Origin of the sequence: Clostridium coskatii (assembly GCF_001675205.1) — a bacterium.
Lineage (GTDB): Bacteria > Bacillota > Clostridia > Clostridiales > Clostridiaceae > Clostridium_B > Clostridium_B ljungdahlii.
In genome coordinates, this window is sequence record NZ_LROR01000037.1 from 18,495 (window position 1) to 39,731 (window position 21,237).

Consider the following 21,237-nt stretch of genomic DNA (forward strand, 5'->3'; position numbering starts at 1 on the left):
GACAACCTTTAAATATAACTTATTTGTAAGATTCAATCAAAAAATCGAAAAAATATCTATCTTTAATCTCAACTTTACTGGAATTAAAAATTGACAATTTTTAATACATTATTCTTAAAAAATCTTGTCGTATTATTCTCCTTTTTTAAACACAATTGCATTTAAAAATAAAAAAATGGCGTCTGGATTTGCCAGCCTCTTCAATTTTTATTTTATACTTTCTAATTGAAATTTGAGCTTATACATAAATATACTAACAAAATTAAAAGCACATTTAAAAACTTTTCTATAAGTCTTAGTGAGGTATTTTTTAGGAGCTCTACGCAAAGCTTTCTAACTTAGAAATAAACTTACGCATAGAAGTATTTTACAATAAGTAAGTACATTTTAATATTTTGCATATAAGTCTTAATAGAAAATTTATTAAAAAGCTTAGAGTTTTTGAATTGTTTGAGGTACGAGTTTTCAAAAACCCTTAGGTTTTTATAAATTTTCTGATTAGACTTATCAAAATATTTAATCGTACTTGCGGTTGTAAAAATATTCGGAGCATAAGTTTATTTTTTGCTTAGAAACTCTATATATTTTTTTAAACTCTCCAGGGCTTTTCTCTTCCTATATACCGCAGTCCTATAAGAGATCCTCTCTTTTTCAGCATACTTATTTAAGCTTTTATCTTGAATATAGTACCAATCTATTAAATCCCTTTTATCCTCAGGAAGCTTGTCCATAGATTTCTTTAGCTGAATTATGAGCTTTCTTTTTATCAAATCCTCTTCAATATTTTCATCTGAAGCTATCATATTTATGAACTCGCACCCTTCCTCATTTTTGCTGTATAGGCTGCAGCAGCTTACTTTCCTTATATTGCTTCTTATCATATTATAGAAATTCTTTTTAACAGAACTTTTCACATAGGCGGCAAATGGATATTTAGAATTTATATCATACATTCCAATTGCCTTTATAACAGAATACCGCCCTTCTTGTATCAAATCCTCCATATCATATCCTTTTATATAAGTACATTTTGCCATATTAATTACCATACCATTGAATTTGATGCATATATTCTCTACTGCATTTTTGTCTCCACTTTGGGCTCTTTCAAGTAAAATTTCAAGCTGTAGATTTTCCATACTTTTATCCCCCTAATTTTCAAATTTCATCAAGTCCGATTTTTAAGTAATAGTTCTTTCTAAGCTTGTTCAATTTTTTCCTGAGCCTATACACTCTTTGCTTAAGTGCATCATAATTGCAATTGTTTTTTCTGGAATATTCCTTTAAATTGTCATAGTAAATAATTAAATGCATAGTTTTTCTTTCTTTTTCATTTAATTGTCCATTAAAATATTCAAGCATTTCCTCTAAAATAATTCTATTTAATATCTCATCTTCCATAGTCATGCTGTTTTTATGCTTAATATAAATATAGTCCATTGAACTTTCTTCATTGAAATCGTTTTCTAAATTTAGTGTAATATTTTTTATCTTAGAAGTACTATTTATAGTATTTACTATGACACTGCTTATTATCTTTATGTTGTAGCTTTTAAATTCACTCCAGGTGCTTCCCCTGAATTTTTCACAGTATACAATCATTTTGTGAAGGCATTTATTTTTCACATCTGATTCATAAATACTTCCACAGTGTTTAAACATCTTTTCATCATAAAGTTCTTCTATAATTTTTATAAAGTGTGTTTCTAGTCTAGCTATCCAGTAAGGTTCTCCATTTTTAACTCCCTTTATAAGCTCCTTCAGGTGGATGTCATTTTCCATAGCCATTCCCCCAATACAGTATTTTTAAAGGTAATATTTACAACATAACATCTATAACATTTATAATTGAAATGCATACTATGTAAATTAAGCTAAATATGAGAATATATGCCTCTACTATATAAGACCACATTTTATCCATAAAAGTAACACTTTTTATCCAACTTTTTGTAATAAACTAGAAACAGCGGATTTAGACAACACTAGCCTAAATCCGCTGCTTTTTACTTACTTATACCTATTTTACCTCAAGTTCCGTAGTTGAACTATCTAAAATATGTGCTGCGTCTATGGATTTCAAATCTCCACTTTTTGAAGTGAATACGTTTTTTGCAATAATTGTAGTCATAGCATTTTTTACTTCCAGGTCTGTGATGCCCTCTTTTACATTTTGAACTTTTATGGAAGTTTTTTTGCCTTGCTCATTAAAAAAACTCATAACTAATGATTTACTCATATTTTTCCCACCCTTCGATTCAATTCACAATTCACAGTTCACAATTTTAAGTTTAAGCAGTTACTGTTATGCCATTCTGATCTTGTTTTACAAGTTCATTTAATGTTTTTCCAAGAAGCTTTTCTATTTCCTTTGCAACATCATAGATATCTTGGTCTGCAGCAGTTGTCTTGATGTTTGAAAACCTCTGTTGTTTAATTACCTCTTTACCCTTGGCATCTAAACCATCCTTATACTTTAGTATTAATGAAGTTTGTAATATTGTTGACTTTACAGCCATGTTTATCAACCCCTTTCAAGTAATATATATGCACCTCTTAAAAAAGAGGCAAGATTTTTTCAAAAAAATAAAATGGTTAGAATATCTAACTTAGAATTCCAACCACTTTTTAAAAATATATTACTTTTTTCTTTTTTCTTTCTTTTTAATTTTAGTTCCATCGCTGCCATAATAATAATGGTAGTAATAGCCGTAGTAACCTTTTTCCTTTATCTCCAGCTTATTTAAAACTACTCCTATTACATTGGCATTTACCTTTACAAGTAATTCCTTAGCCTTTACTGCTGCTTCCTTTTCTACCTGGGAAGATGCTATTACAAGCAGGCATCCATCTGCATAACGGGACAAAAGCTGGGCATCTGTTACTGCGACTACAGGAGGCGTATCTATTATTATGTATTCATATTTTTCCTTCAAGTCCTGTAAAAAGTTTTCCATTTTCTTTGATCCCAAAAGCTCTGATGGATTAGGCGGTCTGGTACCTGAAGTAAGCAGGTTGAGATTTTCTATTACCGTCTCTTTTACAGCGTCCTCAAATTCAACTTTTCCAGCCAAAACATCTGACAATCCAATTTCATTTGAAGTCAAAAATATCTTGTGAAGCCTAGGTTTTCTTTGGTCACAATCTATTATAATTGTTTTTGAGCCTGACTCTGCCATAACTACTGCCAAATTTGAGCAAGTAGTTGATTTTCCTTCTCCAGGCCCTGAACTCGTGAGCATTATAGTCTGTATCTTCTTATCAAAAGAAGAAAACTGAATATTGGTTCTAAGTGTCCTATAAGCTTCGGCAATAGGATCTTTAGGATTTTTTACAGTGATTATATCTGGTTTTTCCATTGTCTTCACTCCATTTATCTATCATATGGTACTTTTATCTATCTTCTCAAAAAACTAAAAATACCCTTTCTCTCTTTTATTCTTTCCTCTGGCAGCTGTATTATTTCATTTTTGAGCATTTTTTTGCAATTATCTAGTACTTGTTCTTCTATATCCTTGTTAAATCGTAAAGCTTCTTCTAAAGCTTTGCTGATACCCGGACACCTTCCTCCTGTGGAATGGGCATCTGAAGCTATAAAGCTGCACACTCCACTTTCTATGAGAAGTTCTGCAGTTTTTTTTACTTTTTTCCCAAAGAGGCCTAAAACACTTCCTGTATTTACTTGAAGTAAACATTTTTCATTCATAAATTCATTTATTTTAGAAGGTGTGTCTATAATATACTTATACCTTTCAGGATGAGCTAAAATTGGATGCACACCTCTTATTTCAAGTTCATATATAATATCCAGGGCATTTTTGGGTACATTCATCATTGGAAGTTCTACCAACATGTAATTAGTTCCTTCAATACATGCTATTTCCCCTGACTTAAAATTTTCAATGGTATGCCTATCTAAAAACACTTCCTGGGCTGAAACAATATTTACACATATATTCTCCTGCTTAGCTTCATTCCTCACCTTGTCTACCAATTCAAGCACATCTTTATAGCTGTTTTCATAATATCCTTTATAAAAATGAGGGGTTGCGGCTATAGTTTCCACCCCATCTTCTTCTGTAAGCCTCAGCATCTTCATAGTATCTTCCATGGATTTTGATCCATCATCTATACCTGGAAGTATATGACTGTGTATATCTATCATGCTATACCTCTTTTCAATGCACAATTCACAATTCACAGTTCACAGTTCACAATTAATTCTCAATTGTGCATTGTGCACTGTGAATTGTCTACATATTGCCTTTTGGTATTATTCCTATTACAGGCATTCCCAAAGTTTTATTTACATCTTCTTCTGTCTTTATAGTATTGTCCATGTATTCCAGCATAAAGCAAAATCCAATAGATCCCATGAGTCCAATAAAGAATGCAATTGCCATATTAAGCACTTTTTTAGGCTTTACCGGTTTATCCGGGAATTGAGGTTTATCCATAATCTGTATGTCTCCACCTGTTGGAAATACTCTTTTGGACTCAGCTATAAAAGAATTTGATACTGCATTTACCATATTTACAGCCTGGGATGGATCTTTGCTCTGTCCTTTTATTTCTAAAATTTGTGTACCCTGCTGTGGTGTAACTGTAATAATATTTTTAAGTTGACCTGCACTTACAGAGCCATTCATCTTATTAGAAGCACTTTCCATAACAGCATTTGATCCTGCAATTTGTGCATAGGTCTTTACCAAATTTTGATACATCATAACATCATTATATTGGGTATTAGATTTTTGGGTGTTTTGAGGTTTTCCAACTATTATAGTAGTACCTGCTTCATAGGTTGGTTTTATTACAAAAAAACTTAAAATCCCAGCCAGTAAAGTACAAGCTATCGTTACTATTACTATGAGTTTAAGTCTCTTTTTCAATATATAATAAAAGTCTCTAAGATCTAGCGTTGTTTCTTCTTCCATTAAGATATTCCTCCTTGAATTTGGCGTAAATTAATTTCCTATCATACTGCTTAATATACTTACAGCAGATGAATCTACATTAGAACCTATAGCAGCTTTTAGTTCAGCTTTTTCTTGAGAAGACAATTTATTATAGGCAGCTCTAACGCTACCTTCTGCGGAATAAGGATTGTATGAAGAATCTTTCATATTATTTACAATAGATGCCATCTGTGATATAACTGCTTTTTGTCCTCCCGTACTTACAGCACCTGAAGCCGCATTAAGACCGCCTGATAACCTATTTAAGGCCTGTTGTCTTTCCTGTGATACAGGAGTTTTGCTGCTGCCTGTATTACTACTGCTTGATTGATCACTGCTATCCTTTATTTTCGTATCTGTATTTCCATTATTAGTTTTCGTAGAGGGATCTAAATTCTTTACATTAGAAAAATTTTTTATAAAATTTTGTAATGAACTACTTATTTTCCCTTTAAGCATATCTTCAATATTAAGCTGTTTCTTTTCAAGAGTGACTAAAAGTTTCTGATCTTTTACATTTATATTCTTAATGCTTATTGGAAGTCCACTAGTACTAATAGTTATGGAATCCCCTTCAAGGGCCATTCCATTTTTTAACTTAGGTTGTAATTTCTTTAATACATAGGACTTTGGTAAAGCAATCTTACCTAACTTAAAGTATTCAGGGTTATATATTATCTTTCCCTTTTCAAAAGAAACATCTCCTTGAGATGACAACAATAGATTAAAATTTTTATAGGTAACAGGTGCAAAAAATACCATCTTATCGTCTTTAAAATCTGCTTCCACTGACTTTACTACAAGGTCACTAGTTTTATACTGCTTAAAATAAAGGGATATAACTCCATTCACCTCATCTTTTGAAAGTTCTGCAGTTCCACCGCTCTCCTGAGCTTTTAATACTTTTGTCAAAAGATCCGCTGAAAACCTATATTTAGGTGAACTGTAGGACGAATTCCAAAAAACAAGTTTGGCAAAGACTACTACTGCCACAACAAATAAGGCAATTATAATTAAAATCACCGGTTTTTTTCTACTTTTCAATTTACCCATACTGTTTTCTCCTAAAATTTAAAAATGATTTAATAAGTTATCCTTAAATACATCACTTATTATAACATATTTAAAGATAACTTATTTACAAAAGAATTTTATTTAATTGATGTAAATTAAAACTTTATAATCCAAATTTACTTCTAATATAATCCAAACTTACTGGCAAGTGTAATTCCTTCTGAAATACTAACTCCAGCATTTACCACAGTAGTCTTCAAGCTGCTCTTTTCATCATGTGTAAGGTTATTATAAAGCTGTTTTACATTCTGAGCATCTGCATTCAAATTATAATTTGAATCTGCCTCATATTTGTCTAAAGCAGTTATAATATCTGAAACTATGGTTTTTTGATTATTATCCAATTTAGAAGTATCCATAGATTTAAGTTTACTTAATACCGAACTCAAATTCGCATCATCTGAAGAAGATGACCCACCTGAAGATGATCCTCCCCCAGGTGTTGAAGGATTTTGTATGATGATTCCTGATACAGTCTGCTCCACAATACTTACCAAACTGTCAGGAACTGCTCCAGTTCCACCAATAGCTGTAACGCTTGCAGTTTTAGGCACATTCGATTTTATAAAATCTTCCATTCCAGAATAAAGTGTATTGTAAGTCAAAATTATAGGTGAAGATGTTTTTGCTGCAGCTGCAGATCCAGAAAGAGCATCTGCAAATTCATTTCCAGTAGGCCCATCTGCTTTAACTACGTATAAATTATCAAAGTCAATACTACCTTTAAAATAAGACAATACCTTTACATTTGTATCAAATCTATTTTGACCGCTTATTCTAGCAACTGTAGGCAGTCCTGAAATAGCACTGTCGCTTATAACTCCTTGTCCACCTATTACATAGGAGTTCTTTATAGAATCTTTATTCTGATTTATATAATTCTGTACAGCATCAGACAGTGAGTCCTTTCCCGTCAAAAGTATAGGCATACCTTGATTTGAAGCTATAGGAGCAATGGAGAGAGCATCTGCAAATCCATATCCTGAAGTTACAACTACTTTAGTAACATTTTCCAGAGAATTTGCCACAACTACAGAAGTTTCAAATCTATTTTGTCCTCCTAAACGCTGTACATTAAGTTTCATGGACTTCAACTCATTTTCTATATCACTTGAAATGGAGGCTTCTCCACCTATTTCTATTACATGAGTTGCCTTAAGCCTTGTTATTTCACTTTTAACACCTTCATTTAACTCTTTGCTTCCAGTCAAGAGTATAGGTGCATTGTATTTTTTTGCAACAGGTGCTGCACAGAGGGCATCTGCATAACCTTCACCGCTGGCAAGTACTACGTAGTCAGAAGATGCCCAACTATTTTCAGATACAGCAGTAGAAGTTGCATATCTATCCTGTCCCCATAATCTACCAGATGCTGCAAACACATTTTGCCCTGCAGAAAATACTGTAGAGGAGGCAAGAAAAACGCCAAGTATTAATTTTGAAATTATTTTATTTCTTCGTAACATAAGTATCCCCCTTATTCCATTCACAATTTAATAGTAAGTTTTAAAATTTATTTTGTCTACCAATATTGTTTTGCATGTTATAGTAATTTTAAGAATTTCTATTATATTTATACTTATTAATAAAACTCAGGTTTTAGGCCTGAGTTTTATTGAAATTTTCAATTTTTATGCTTAGTTACTACTATTCTGCTGAGGATGTAGATGCAGGGTTAACTTTTACATTAACGTAATCTCCACCATTCAAATATACTCTATAAGTACCACCATTATAATTAGAATCATAGTTTGGTAATATAAAGTTATTAACTAATTCCTGAACAGCTTTATAAGTACCATCACTAACATTAAACATTATCTTAGAGTTATTAATATCATAAATTTCATTTAACTGATAAAGATCATCATAAATCAATTTTGGTGTTTCAGATGCTAAACTTTTGCCAGCAGCATTTTCAGTAAAATATTTATCTACTTGATTATTTACTTCATTTTGGAAATCTGTATAAGCCCTTGCACCTGTTGTATCTTCTGGATGTGATTGAATTACAGCTTGAATTTTATCTGCTTTTAATCCATTTGTATCAAAATATTGTGAACCTAAGGTTCCTAAAAATGTTAATAAACCTCCGTTATTAATTGTAACATTTCCAAAGTTTGATTTTAACTTATCATTAATTTTTGTTATATCATTATTAAATTGAGTAGTATTAGTAATAATACCACTTGAGTTAATAGCATATCTTATCTTAGCTTTTGTAAATACATCTTTTATGCTATTTATCTCACTTGATCTACTTGTTAAATCTATATTTACATAACTAGTATCATTAAGCTCACTACTATTATTATCTACAGTAAAGTATTGACTATATTGAGAATTCTTGTTTATTTTGTCTCTATATTTTTCATATGCAGTTGCAAGAACTCCTGATCCACTCTTTAAACTAGAAGTTAAATCTGTTCCAGTAGTGCTTGATCCGCCGCTGCTTCCACCACCTGGTGTTGATGAATTTCCAATATCACCTTTAATATCACTGGCAACTGAATCAGGTATACTAGCTGTTCCTCCTAATACCGTAAGAGTACTATTTGTAAATCCCTTTTCCTTAAGGAAGCTTGCAGTAGAAGAACTTATTGTTTTTCCTGTTATTACAAGAGGATTGCCAAGTTTAGCAGCAAGTGCTCCACCTGTAAGTGCATCTGCAAATTCGTTGCCTAAAGGTCCATCTCCAAGAGCTGCATAGATACTATTGAATTTAAAACTTGAAGCAAATTCTTTGAGTACAGCCACATTTGTATCATATCTAGTTTGTCCACCTAACCTTTTTGCTGATGGAAGTGAGTTTAAAATAGAATCACTTATAGAAGCTGTACCACCTATTACATAAGTTTGAGTTATTTGTGAATGTGCGTTAAGATAGCTTGATATTGCACCTGGCAAACTGCCTGCTCTACTTAAAAGTATAGGCATTCCATTTATAGCTGCAGCAGGACCTGCTGAAAGAGCATCTGCATAGCCTTCGCCGCTGGCAATAACTGCTTTCGTAGGTGTTCCCAGTTTTTCTGCTATTTTTGCAGAAGTTTCATATCTGTCCTGTCCACCTATTCTTTCTACATCAGGTACTTGTCCCTTTATACTGTTTAAAATGCTGTCAGGTACTACTCCTGTTCCTCCAATTACAATTACATGTTTTACATTTAATTTTTTAAGTTCATTTAATTCATTTTGCTCCAAACTGTTACTGCTGTCACCTGTAGTTAAAAGTATAGGTGCATTGTTAGCTTTTGCAAGAGGTGTAGCACAAAGTGCATCTGCATAACCCTCTCCATTTGCCACTATAGCATAATCTGATGAAGTCCAGCCTGAATCAGCTACTTTTGTTGCTGTTTCATACCTATTAGCTCCGCCTACTCTATTTATACCAGAATCTGCAGCCTTTACATTTGCTGAAACTGCAGTAGTAGTTACAAGTAAAGACGCTATGCTGCAAGCCGACAGAACTTTCTTGCTCTTTTTTTGCATAAGTAATCCCTCCAAATTATTATATATTTCTTCATTGAACAATTTATTACATATGTATCCTATTTCAAATACATACTTTTCCAACACTAATAAAATCATATACTTACCTTATATTCGTACATTTCATAATTTTCTGTAGGGAATTATGGTAATTATTTTTTTCTTATGTTAATTTTACCGTTTATCTTAACCAGTTTATATGCCACAGACCATCCAGCTAATTCTTGATCTCGTTCTGGATGTACATCTGTAGGGAATGCAAAATTACATATCTTCGCCCTATAAGGACTTACTGTAAAATCTTCTAATTCAAAACTTTCGGATTTAACAGCTCTCTTTTTAGCATCCAGTACAGTCATAGGCATTTTATTTATCGTGATAGGCTGATTTGAAGCATTTCTCATGACAGCAGTTACTAAAATATTCCCATTTGTTTGGATTCCAATGCTAAAAGTTGATATACTAAACTCCCCCTCTTCCATTTCAGGAAGTTCAGCTAAAAACTTATTAAAAACCATTTTGTCTTCATCACTTATTCCTTCAGGGAGGTCTTCATATATAGGTCTCACAGTAGATCTAACATCAAACTCTCCATTTAAGGCAACCTGCCAATCATCCTGAGGTATCTTGTCTACTTTAACATTTTTTTTGTCAAAATAAAGTTTTATAGGTCTTGCAGAATGAGATGGCATTTCTCCAAGGCAAGATAAATTGAATTGCTGTGCTGCCAGAATATCTCCTTTAGAGTTCTTAATTACAAAAGGTATCATCTTTAAATTCAATTTATTTGAAAGACCATTTCTTACATATATTTTAACTTCAAGCTTGTCTCCTACATCATAAACATATATACCTGATACATTAAGTTGTCCCTCTTTTATAGGTGGCAATTCTTTTATTTCATCTTCAAAAATCTCTTTTTGCACATCTGAAACTACATTTTCTTCTTCATCTAAAAGTGAAAGAACTGTGGAAACATATTCTTCACCGTCCTGTACCCTGTTTTTCTGTGCTTTTTTAACCATATTATACCTCCAAATTCATATAATAATCATATAATAAATAGTTGTTCCTTATTTTAATAATATCTTAATTAAATATATCATTACCATTTTCAGTTGTCAATTTTGAATCACTATTAAAATGTTGGTAGCCTTTTCGCCTTAAATTACCAATATGTAAATTTAATTGATATTAATGCTAATATCATAATATAAATGGTATAATAATCTAAAAAATATATTTAAGGAGGCAAGAACTTTGAAAAAAGTCTTTAAAAAACACTTAAGCTTAGTCTTCACTCTTCTATTTTTATTCAGCACCGCATTTATCTGCAGCTCACCAAAAGTATTAGCATCGAACAACTTAAATTATTCAATTACAAATTTAAATATATCCTGTACAAATGTATATGCCTTTGAAGATGACCTTGCAAAATTTCAAAATAACAATTTTTATGGATTAATTGGCAAAGATGGTAGTATAAAATCACCAGCTGAATTTACCTCCATATCTTCTTTTAAAAATGGATATGCACAAGTTGCCAAAGGTTCTAAATTTGGCTTTGTAAATGAAAATGGATCCGTTGTAGTAGAACCACAATTTGAAGAAGTTTCAGACTTCTCTACAAATGGACTAGCAGCTGTGAAGGTAGGCTCCAAGTGGGGGGTAATAAATAGTTCCGGAAAAATTGTAACTGAGCCCCAGTTCGATGCAGTTTATGGATTCTATAACGGACTTATGAGAGTCAGAAAAGGCAGTAGTTATGGATTTTTAAAAAGTGACGGGAGTTTACTGTCTGGATGTAATTATAATAATGCCTATGATTTTAACGATGGATATGCTGCTGTCCAAAAAGGAAGTACCTGGGGGCTTATAGACAAATCGGGAAACTTCACATTATTTAATTTTGATGAAATAAAATCTCCAGTTCTCGGACTTATTCCTGTTAAAAAAGATAAACTTTGGGGTCTTTCAGATATGAATGGAAAAATAATCGTGGAACCCAAATATACGGATATATCATATTTGAACAATAATTTAATAAAAGTATCAAGCGGAGACAAACGTGGTGCCATAGATAACAAAGGGAACTTAATCCTAGACTTCAATTATGACAGCATAATACCTACAGATGATGGAATGTGCCAAATAGTTGAAAATGACCACTATGGTGTTATTGACTCTACAGGTAAAATAATTGCTCAACCTCAATTTAGTTGGATAGACACTTTTCATGAAGGAAAAGCTATTGTATGTTCACAGGGTCAGTATGGATTCATAAATACCAATGGAGAACTAACCAATGAATCTCAATTTGATAAAGTATATGCTTTTAAGGAAGGCATGGCAAAGGTGGAAAAAGGTGGTATATATGGATTTATAAACTCAAAAGGTGATTTGGTAATAGATCCCGTATTTGAAGATGCTTCAGATTTTAATGAAGGATATGCTGCTGTAAAGGAAAATACCGAGTCTTCTTCTGTTGATGATTCTGATGACTCAGAACTCAAAAAAAAATATATAAAATGGGGGTATATTGACAGACTTGGCTCCACTTTTATTACCTATGATTTTGAAAGTGCTTCTTGCTTCAATGAAGGCTATTGCCTTGCCATAAAAGATGGCAAGTGTAATATAATAAAAAATCCAGATATAAAATCCATACCAAACACTGTAATAAAAAATCCTTTTAAAACATGGAATATAAAATTTTCTAAAGCCATAGATGGAAAACAAACTCTTTCAAACAAAGATGACACTGTTTTAAATGACATAGACATGACCATGACAGACAATATTAGTGTTACTGACAGCAGTGGGGAATATGCCAATGTTTCCTTTACTTTTGAAAGCCCTGATACTATAGTGATAAATCCACCTTCTAATGGCTATACCCCTGGAGAAACATATACCATTACAGTCTTAAGTAACGGCAAATACAACATACAAGATATGGAAGGGAATAAATTAAAACCTGATGTTACAGAAATGAGCTTTCAAGTATTAGATAACTAGTATGAAATTTTTTTGAGTTGAGAATTGAAAATTGAGAGTTGAGAGTGAAGGTTGATTTCTAGCTATCGCAAAAAATCTTTAAACTTATATGAACCATCAATGTTTCGCTTTAGCGAAACGAGCCTTCAAAATTTAATTAAAGATTTTTTGTAGTGTAACGGAAAAAATCCACATTAACTCTCCACTTTCCACTCTCAATTCTCAACTAAGCAAATTGCTTCGCAAAGTTTTTATATTAAGTTATAAACCAATATATTAGAATTTCTATAATGTACTTTTCTACTTTACAGTCAAATTAACTATATTTTTATCATTTCTTACAGCCATTACATTTACCTGCATATTCTTATACTTTTTCTTCAAATCCTGGGCATATTTTTGTGCAAGATCTTTAGCTTCTTTGTCACTAACTCCACTTTTAATTACCATTGTAGCTATAGCTCTATTATTTTGTACATATACTTGTCCATTAAATATAGCTTTTTCCTTTTTAAGCTGGGCTGTTTTATCAGTGTCTGTTGTTATCTTAGCTGCTTCTTTCTGCTTTGCTGCTTCTTTCTGCTTTGCTGCCTCCTTCTGCTTTTGAGAAGTATTTTTTACAGCATCACTTTGAGCAGCTTGTTTTCCAAAGGAACATCCTGATAAAGATACAAACAGTATCAAAATCAAGGCAAGCATTCCTAATTTTTTAAAATTGTGTTTCACATTATCACTCTCCATATAATTATTTCAGATCTTATTTTATCATATATGATTCTATTTTATAGTATTTCTATTTATTTTAATAAAAATTTAATTTTCTACACAAATAAACCTATGCTAAATATTACCGGCATAGGTTTAAAATACAATTTTGTATTTTAAAATTACTGTGTTAAATTATATTCAAATTGTTCTACTGCTACCATATAATTATTTATGGCATTTTTTAAATTAATTTTTTCACTTTTAAGTGCAAGAGCTGCAGAATCTGCTTGAAGCTGTATGGCAACTCCCTGCTGAACTTTTGCTTCCGTAGTATCGTAAGTAGACTGAGCACTTGCTACTTTTGCTTGTTCAGTTTCTACAGTATCTTCTAAAGCTTTTAATCCATAGTAGCCATTCCATAAATTAGTTTTAATAGTTAATATCGTATTGCTTCGGCTATTTTCAAGATCTTCAATACTCAGTCCTGTGCTTACCTCTCCTGATGCATCATTGTGAGAATACTGCTTATATATATCCTCCTTTATCCTGAGTATATCCAGATTATTATTTATTTTACTTATATTATAATTATTATCTACCGCCTTATTTATTTTATCTTCTATATTACTGTCATCATATTTTACGAAAGATTTTTCAGCCGGAACCAGAGTCAAATTTCCATCAAGGTCCATATTTATAGTCTGCTTGATAGACAATAAATTTTGTTGAAGCTGTGCTTTAGGTTGGTTTAAAGAAGCCTGAAGCTGACTTTCTTGGACCTCTAAAGACTGCAAATCATTATTTGTAAGTTGTCCATTTGCTATTTTTACCTTGGTCTGGTCAATTTGTTCCTCTACATTTTTTATCTGGTCATTAATTGTATTTATCTGATCCTCGTTAGTGATGGCATTTAAATATTCCTGCTCTGTAGAAAACTTAAGATTCTGTAGTGAATCATCCCTGTCATGTTTTGCATCCTTTATATTCTGGTCATCTACTTTTGGAATTACATCTGTAGTAAGTTTTATATTTACATATTGTCCATTTGGATAATTAGCCTGGCTTGTTCCACTATTATTTATAAGAGCTGCGTTCATATTATCCCTGTCAAATTGTCTCTGATATAAAAGTATTTTTTGATCCTTAGTTTGAATAGATACACTATTTTTTTCTATATCATTAACTACCTGATCCAAAGTTAAAGTTGCATCACCTGCAATGCTATTTACAGGAGTTATGGTACTATTACTTGCTGCAAAGCATGTACTACCTGTACTTAAGACTAATATCAATCCAATTGCTATACTTAATTTATTTTTCATTTTTTTCCTCCTTTCGACATGAGAACTTCTAATTAATTAGATAAATTTGAAGTATCACTTCCTGCACCACAAGCTAATTCCAACTTAGTCTGTGCCATCCATATACTTCTCTCTGCAGATTTCAAATCATTTTGTGCACTCTTTAAATTAGCAGCCTGGGTATCAAAATCTATCCTGCTAAGTACCCCTACATTATATTTTACCTGTGCAGTATTATAATTGGTCTGTGCTAAATTCAAGGCATCTTTTTTTGATCCAAGTATTCTTGTCTTAACTTGAAGATCATTATACAAGCCATTAATCTCCGAAGTTATATTCAATTTTTGAATTTCTAAGCTATCCGAAGCATTATCTATATTTGCCTGTGCAAGTCTGTTTGGAACACTTTGCTTATCAGAGAATACCCCATTTACAACATTATATTTAAATTTTTGCAGTTCTATATTTTTTTGTCCAATTAAAATTTCTGCCCTATTTTTAAGGGCATCACTCAAATAATCATTGTAATTTCTTATGTAAGGTGATTCAGTAAGTTTATCCCTAAGAAGAGTACTGTACTGGGTATATATATCAATTCCTGCAATTTTATTTAAACTCTGAATATCTGAATTATATTGTCTCTCGGCTTTTCTCAATTGATTTTTTTCTGCTGTATAATCTGCTTCAGCTTGTTTCTCATCTGAAGAAGCTATAGTACCGAGGCTTAATTTAAGCTGTGCACTATTATATTGTTCCTGGGCATTACTAAACTTTTGATTTTCCAAATCTACTGCATCCTTGTCATTCATGATGCTTGTATATTGAGTATAAGCAGATAATTTCACCTGATTTTCAGCTACAGTTTTTATTTGTCCGTACTTATATTCAGAAAATTTGTCTTGCTGCTCACTACTACTGATATTCTCCATCAACTGTAATCGAGTATATTGATCTAATGTTGCTCCACCCTTATCCAATTGATCAGAATAAGAAGCTGCATTTTTTGTATCACTAGTATAGGAGTTTTGAGCTTGTTTTATAGAAATGTCTGCACTTTTAACATCGTAAGAATTTTGAATGGCAGTATTAATCAAGCTATCAATATCTAGGCTATTTCCTTCAGCAAAAACTGCAGTGCTTGTACAAAGTGTTAGTGCAGCTGTGACAGCTAATATCTTAATTTTATTCATTTTTTCCTCCTTCCATATATTAAATTATTTTCTTCCAAAATATAATATTTCAATCATAACTAATTCTATCACAATTATATTTATATTTCCATGGTAAAGTTAACCTACGGTTTTGTTTAAAATTGTATAAGTTTTACTATTGGAACACTTATGTTTGCAACTACAGCATTTGCTAGAATCTTCACCTTCAAATCCCCAGTACATTGAAACTGTATGGGGAGCTGGATACAGACTTGGAGTATGATTTTGGATTTATTTACACATCTATTAAATTAATAGTTAATATCTACCATAAGATGAATATCTTATTTTCAGTTCCCTCCATTACAAATCCAGACAAATTTTTCTTATAGGTTTTTTTGTAGCTTTATGTTAAAATTAAGGTATATATACTTTAAAGGGAGATGGAAGGATAGTGAAGAAAATACTAGGAATAGCTGCAGCAGCGGCTATAGTATTGGGTATGTCAAATACTACCTATGCTAAAACTACGTATAATGTAACACGACTTGCAGGGAACAACAGATTTGAAACTTCGGAAAAAATTGCAGATAACTTTGAAGACGGAACAGCTCAAAATGTAATAGTATCCAGTGGAAAGGACTTTCCTGATGCTCTAGGTGGAAGCGTACTTTCCAAAATATATAACGCACCAATACTTTTATTAAATGATGATTTTGAGAATTCTTCAAATGCAGTAGATTACATACAAAACCATTTAAGTAAGAGCGGAAATATCTACATATTAGGAGGTACTTCTTCTGTAAGTGATGATTTTGTAAGCTATATAAAAGGACTTGGCTATGGAAATGTAACACGATTCGGTGGCAGCAACAGGTTTGAGACCAACAAGTCAATAATCAATTCCATGAATGTTCAAAAAGGTACTCCTTTAGTTATTACTAATGGTTGGGGATTTGCAGATGCCCTCAGCGTATCAAGTGTAGCTGCATGTTATAAATACCCTATATTTATGACAGATAATGGAATCCTTTCTGAAGATAATAAAGATGTCATTTCAAGCATACAGCCATCTAAAATATATGTAATAGGTGGACAAAGTTCTATAAGTGATGACGTAGTAAATGAAATAAAAAGTCTTCAGCCGTCTTTAACAGACAGTAACATAGTAAGAATAGGCGGCCAAACTAGATATGATACTTCTCTCAGCATATGTAAATACTTTAATTCAAATTCAAATTCAGCAGTGCTGGCAAACGGTTCAAATTTCCCGGATGCACTGTCTGGAAGTGCTCTAGCTTCTAAATTAGGTGCACCTATAATGCTGACAGACGGCAGAGATATATCAAACCAGAAAAGTTATATAGATGAAAAAGGATATAAAGACATATACCTTTTAGGTGGACTTAATTCCGTAGATTTATCAGTAGAATACTTGTTGAAACCTACTTCATTAATACCTAAAACTGAAATAGACTATATAACTTCTTTAAAAGGCTACTGTGATTCCTATGAAGATAAAACAAGCACTGTTTCAACACAGATGGAGGATATATATAATAAAACAACCGATATAAGAGTAGCTATTACTTCTGCATCAACAGCACAAGATTTATCCTCAGATATAGAACAATTAATTACTTTGTTCAATCAGGGTAATTCTTATTTATCTTCTTACAAAAGCGATCTCACAACACTTAAAAATGATGTCTCAAGCCTTTCAGTACCTAGTGGGTTAGACACTTACAACAGCCAGTATCTAAATAATATAAATACACAAATTAATTACGTAGACACAACTATGAAATATACAACTAGTTGTCTGAACATATTTACTGAAATGAAAGATGCACTGGACAATATGGATATAGATAAATTACAGGAATCTACTACAGAACTCGAAAATATTGGTAGTGATGGAAATAGTATTTCCAATATTGAAAATGGAAATAAAGGAATAGATGATTTAGATACAAGACTTGGAAATGCTTTAACTAGTTATAAGCAACAATAATTAGGGAAAAAGGAGAGTACCATAAAGATACTCTCCTTTCTTTAATTAACACTATTAATCAAGATTCTATAACTTAACATTAAAATTTATCATTTTGCAGTAATATTATATCCATCTAAGTCATCACTTGAAGGCGAATACATAGTATAGGCAGCATTGTCATGTTTTTCACTTCTTATACTTATACTTGATGAATCTCTGTTTGCAGCTACTTTAATTACATCCCCTTTATTGAAAGATGACGCACTAAATCTATAAACTACAGTTTTATCATCCACACTTATAGCATTTGGAACTAGCGTCTTACCTGTAGTCATATCTGTAAATATAAAGTCATCACCATATCGGTTCTGTATGGCAGTATCTATATCCTGATTAAATGCTACATCTATAGTATCTGCATTTGAAGCGCTAATTGCCTCAAAGTTGTCTGATTTTGTTACAGGAGGTATATAAACTTTTGTAGACCCTGTTCTTATAGTACGTCCTGCAGCATCAACTGAGCCTGTATTTACAACACTTAAATCAGTACTTTCGCCACAATTTTTTATATCATCTATTTTTTCACCATTTTTTATACCAGACTTGTATATAAGTATTACAGTGTTACCACTTGTAGTAGCACTATCAGGTTTGCAGCCATCTACTCTGAAATCATTCATGTCAAGTGTGTCAATTGACGATGAAAGAGATACTTTGACAATTATATCATCACTACTGAAAGACATATCTGCAGTACCGGATATAATTGCAGGTCCGTCATTACTTGATGCACTTATGTCCCCTATATATCCTAAACCAAGAGAATTACCATTTTTGTCAACCACTTTTTGAACTCCTATTTGAAGTACATCTCTAGCAGTAGATCCACTTCCTATATTATAATCTGAAGGGAACTCAATAGTTACACTCTTATCATCAGAAGAAGGTGTTATAGTTGCTCCTCCTGGAAGACTCTTCACCTTTCCTGTTCCATCTCTAAATAAATAGTTGGATTTATCGGATATAGAATCTTCATTCATGGTTTTATTGAAAAATACAGCAACAGCTTGATCATCATCAGCTCTTTTTACTACCTCTTCAATTTTTATGTCTTCATCATCTGTACCAGATAAAGTTTTCGTATAAGTATCCATTAAATTTGCTTTTGCTTCAGTGTCTATTATATTTTTTACAGTGAAAGTATACGCTGAACCATTTAATGAATTATCATCAAATTTAAGGTCAAAGGTCCTATTGTTGTTTCCATCAACAGTTATAGTATTTATGTTTTTCAATTTATAGCTTATATCATTTCCATCAGAGTCAACAATAGTATAGTTTCCTGTATTTGTCGCAGAACTTCTTATAACATCTTTATTAAACTTAACTCTTATAGTTTCTGCATCTAGAATATTTGCCGATTCAACTGTAGGCTTATTGCTATCACTTCCATAATAAAGACTCTTACTTGTTTGAGACAGCGTATTTCCAAAAGTATCCTGTACATTATCATTAACCAAAATTGTATTTGTTCCTTGATTAAGCATACTTCCTATATTTTTTATTTTCACTATGCTATCGCCTGATCCAGAATCAAAGGTAACATAGGAATCATCCACATCTACTGTACTTCCATTTATTTTATAGTTTGTGGACTCAAGGGCTGTTTGTGTATCCATTGCTCTGTCAAATTTTATATATATAACACCTGCATTATTTGAAGTTACACTTTCAACCTGTGGAGTTCCTGATACAGATTCAACTTCAAAATTCTTAGATTGATTTTGAATCGGAATATTAGCAGCATTGTCAAATTTACTTTCTGAAGTACCATCTGGCATACTAAATGTGTTATCACCTATAGGAAGAGGCGAATTAAAATAAATATCTACTCCACTTGCCCAATCTCCACACTCATTTGCAATTTTAGTGTAAGATTTATTGAATCCATAGTTCGTAATACTTTTTTTGTTTATCTTCATAGAAGTCAAATTGTCTTCATCCATCCTTATTGCCTCGGAAAATCTAACCTCCAACTTATTTCCTCCAATTGGTGTTACAGATTCAATAGAAGGAGCACCTGTTTCCTGAAATGTAACTTCTTTTTCATATTCAGTTATAGCAGATGATGAACCATCACTAAGTACATTGTTTTTTACTTTAAAGCTAACATTTTTTCCCTGCTTAAATGGATTTCTAAAAGTAATTATAACCGTTCTACCATCATCTTGAAGACTTGCAGAGGCTTCCGTCTGAGCTTCCGATCCAAGATAGCCACCATCTATTTCATAATTTGCTGTTCTCTCGGCAGAATCCTTGTCGACTTTAGTATTGAATATAATTTTTATTTGATTAAGCCCAAGTGTAGTTACAGAATTTACAGTATCACTTTCATTAACAATCCCTTGAGCTGCATTTTTAATATTAGAAATAGTACTATCTGAAACTACACCATTTTCCGATATTACATTTAAATCTGTAGATGAACTTGCTTTTGATTTAATATAATTCATTGCATTTGCAGTACCGGTGTCATCCTGTCCATCAATAAGTACAAGAGGTGCATCACTTATTCCAGCCACAGAAGCTGCAATTAATGCATCTGCATATTTATCACCAGTAGCATTTGCTATATAAATTTTATCTGATTTTAGATCACTGTCAAATTGATTCAATATATTTAAGTTAGTGGCAAATCTATCCGCTCCTCCAGATATCCTGTTTACGGCACCTATACTTTTATATGTATCATCATTTATTAAAGTCTGAGTACCTATAACAGTGACTTTAGAATTGTCACTCTTTATAAAATCTACTATAGGACTCATAACTTGAGCGCTATTTACTCCAAGTAAAAGTATTTCACCTTTAGCAGCTGCTACAGGTGCAGCAGATAGGGCATCTGGAAAACCTTCTCCTCCTACCATCATTATATTATCTGCACTTACCCCTAGCTTTACAAGCTGCTTGGCTACTGCAAGGTTAGTTTCATATCTATTTTTCCCACTTAATTCAATTAAATTATAACCTTGACCCTTTAGATCATCTCTTGTTTTTTGGCATATTGAAGCCGTTCCACCTATTATATATATATTTTTTGGTTTTAATTTATCCAGTGCAGATTTTGCATTGGAATTAAGCGATCCTGCTTCAGTTAAAAGCACAGGGGCCTTCAATTGTTTTGCAAGTACTGCAGAACTTATAGCATCTGCATATCCTTCACCTGAAGCAAGTATTACATTGTCAGTACTTGTCCAATTTTGTGTAGCAACTGTAGCTGCTGTTTCATAGCAATCTGCTCCAGATAATTTTGTAACTTCCCCTGCTGCCGCTTTAGCAGAAGTAACAGGAAGTGCCGGTGAAAGCAGCAGCGATAGTACAGCCGTGGTGCTTATTGCCTTTATAGCATTTCTTTTCATATACTTATTACCTCCTACCTTATTTAGCAATATATGAATATTGTACCATACATTTTTGCTTTAATGATAGGATTTATTTATTTTACTGCAATTACATTATTTGGTGCCAGACACCGAATGGGAACATAGATATCCCGCTATGGT

The 21,237-nt window shown here is 32.3% G+C and carries 17 protein-coding genes; 2 read left to right on the plus strand and 15 right to left on the minus strand.

The features are described 5' to 3' along the window. Window positions 1-557: 557 nt before the first annotated feature. The 11 genes from CLCOS_RS06630 to CLCOS_RS06680 form a co-directional block, all read right to left on the minus strand. Window positions 558-1,139, minus strand: coding sequence for a sigma-70 family RNA polymerase sigma factor (locus CLCOS_RS06630; protein ID WP_063600386.1), 582 nt, complete (start codon window positions 1,137-1,139; stop codon window positions 558-560). Between the two features lie 19 nt (window positions 1,140-1,158). After that, window positions 1,159-1,782 carry a sigma-70 family RNA polymerase sigma factor gene (locus CLCOS_RS06635; protein ID WP_063600385.1) on the minus strand — a complete coding sequence of 208 codons (624 nt, stop codon included), beginning with the start codon at window positions 1,780-1,782 and terminating at the stop codon, window positions 1,159-1,161. Between the two features lie 238 nt (window positions 1,783-2,020). Then, the gene (locus tag CLCOS_RS06640; RefSeq protein WP_063600384.1) at window positions 2,021-2,239 is read right to left on the minus strand and encodes a DUF2922 domain-containing protein; all 219 of its coding nucleotides are present in this window, start codon (window positions 2,237-2,239) and stop codon (window positions 2,021-2,023) included. 52 nt (window positions 2,240-2,291) lie between these two features. Continuing rightward, window positions 2,292-2,519, minus strand: coding sequence for a DUF1659 domain-containing protein (locus CLCOS_RS06645; RefSeq protein WP_063600383.1), 228 nt, complete (start codon window positions 2,517-2,519; stop codon window positions 2,292-2,294). A gap of 120 nt (window positions 2,520-2,639) precedes the next feature. Next, window positions 2,640-3,359 (minus strand): CpsD/CapB family tyrosine-protein kinase, encoded by a 720-nt coding sequence (locus tag CLCOS_RS06650; RefSeq protein WP_063600382.1) that lies wholly within the window; start codon window positions 3,357-3,359, stop codon window positions 2,640-2,642. A gap of 38 nt (window positions 3,360-3,397) precedes the next feature. Beyond that, a complete protein-coding gene (locus tag CLCOS_RS06655) occupies window positions 3,398-4,165 on the minus strand; it encodes a tyrosine-protein phosphatase (RefSeq protein WP_063600381.1) in 768 nt (255 codons plus the stop codon). A gap of 88 nt (window positions 4,166-4,253) precedes the next feature. Further along, on the minus strand, window positions 4,254-4,937 hold the full coding sequence (locus CLCOS_RS06660) for a YveK family protein (protein ID WP_063600380.1): 684 nt from the start codon (window positions 4,935-4,937) through the stop codon (window positions 4,254-4,256). A gap of 30 nt (window positions 4,938-4,967) precedes the next feature. Beyond that, complete coding sequence (locus CLCOS_RS06665; protein ID WP_063600379.1) at window positions 4,968-6,011, minus strand: hypothetical protein; 1,044 nt, start codon at window positions 6,009-6,011, stop codon at window positions 4,968-4,970. Between the two features lie 143 nt (window positions 6,012-6,154). Then, on the minus strand, window positions 6,155-7,498 hold the full coding sequence (locus tag CLCOS_RS06670; RefSeq protein ID WP_063600378.1) for a cell wall-binding repeat-containing protein: 1,344 nt from the start codon (window positions 7,496-7,498) through the stop codon (window positions 6,155-6,157). Window positions 7,499-7,679: 181 nt separating this feature from the next. Further along, entirely contained in the window at window positions 7,680-9,521 is a 1,842-nt protein-coding gene (locus tag CLCOS_RS06675; protein ID WP_192847879.1) for a cell wall-binding repeat-containing protein, read from the minus strand. Between the two features lie 152 nt (window positions 9,522-9,673). Continuing rightward, window positions 9,674-10,546 carry an SLAP domain-containing protein gene (locus CLCOS_RS06680; protein ID WP_063600376.1) on the minus strand — a complete coding sequence of 291 codons (873 nt, stop codon included), beginning with the start codon at window positions 10,544-10,546 and terminating at the stop codon, window positions 9,674-9,676. A 235-nt stretch (window positions 10,547-10,781) separates the two neighbouring features. Between CLCOS_RS06680 and CLCOS_RS06685 the strand changes: the two genes are divergently transcribed. Then, the gene (locus tag CLCOS_RS06685) at window positions 10,782-12,539 is read left to right on the plus strand and encodes a WG repeat-containing protein (protein ID WP_063600375.1); all 1,758 of its coding nucleotides are present in this window, start codon (window positions 10,782-10,784) and stop codon (window positions 12,537-12,539) included. Window positions 12,540-12,818: 279 nt separating this feature from the next. Here CLCOS_RS06685 and CLCOS_RS06690 read toward each other — a convergent pair whose 3' ends face one another. The 3 genes from CLCOS_RS06690 to CLCOS_RS06700 form a co-directional block, all read right to left on the minus strand. After that, window positions 12,819-13,244: a hypothetical protein gene (locus tag CLCOS_RS06690; protein ID WP_063600374.1), complete on the minus strand. Its 426-nt coding sequence runs from the start codon at window positions 13,242-13,244 to the stop codon at window positions 12,819-12,821. Window positions 13,245-13,405: 161 nt separating this feature from the next. Continuing rightward, entirely contained in the window at window positions 13,406-14,548 is a 1,143-nt protein-coding gene (locus CLCOS_RS06695) for a TolC family protein (RefSeq protein WP_063600373.1), read from the minus strand. 32 nt (window positions 14,549-14,580) lie between these two features. Next, window positions 14,581-15,717: a TolC family protein gene (locus CLCOS_RS06700; protein ID WP_063600372.1), complete on the minus strand. Its 1,137-nt coding sequence runs from the start codon at window positions 15,715-15,717 to the stop codon at window positions 14,581-14,583. 415 nt (window positions 15,718-16,132) lie between these two features. Between CLCOS_RS06700 and CLCOS_RS06705 the strand changes: the two genes are divergently transcribed. Then, on the plus strand, window positions 16,133-17,692 hold the full coding sequence (locus CLCOS_RS06705) for a cell wall-binding repeat-containing protein (RefSeq protein ID WP_063600371.1): 1,560 nt from the start codon (window positions 16,133-16,135) through the stop codon (window positions 17,690-17,692). Window positions 17,693-17,781: 89 nt separating this feature from the next. On the opposite strand, the gene CLCOS_RS06710 is transcribed toward CLCOS_RS06705, so the two are convergent. Continuing rightward, window positions 17,782-21,093: a cell wall-binding repeat-containing protein gene (locus tag CLCOS_RS06710; RefSeq protein WP_063600370.1), complete on the minus strand. Its 3,312-nt coding sequence runs from the start codon at window positions 21,091-21,093 to the stop codon at window positions 17,782-17,784. Window positions 21,094-21,237 lie beyond the last annotated feature (144 nt).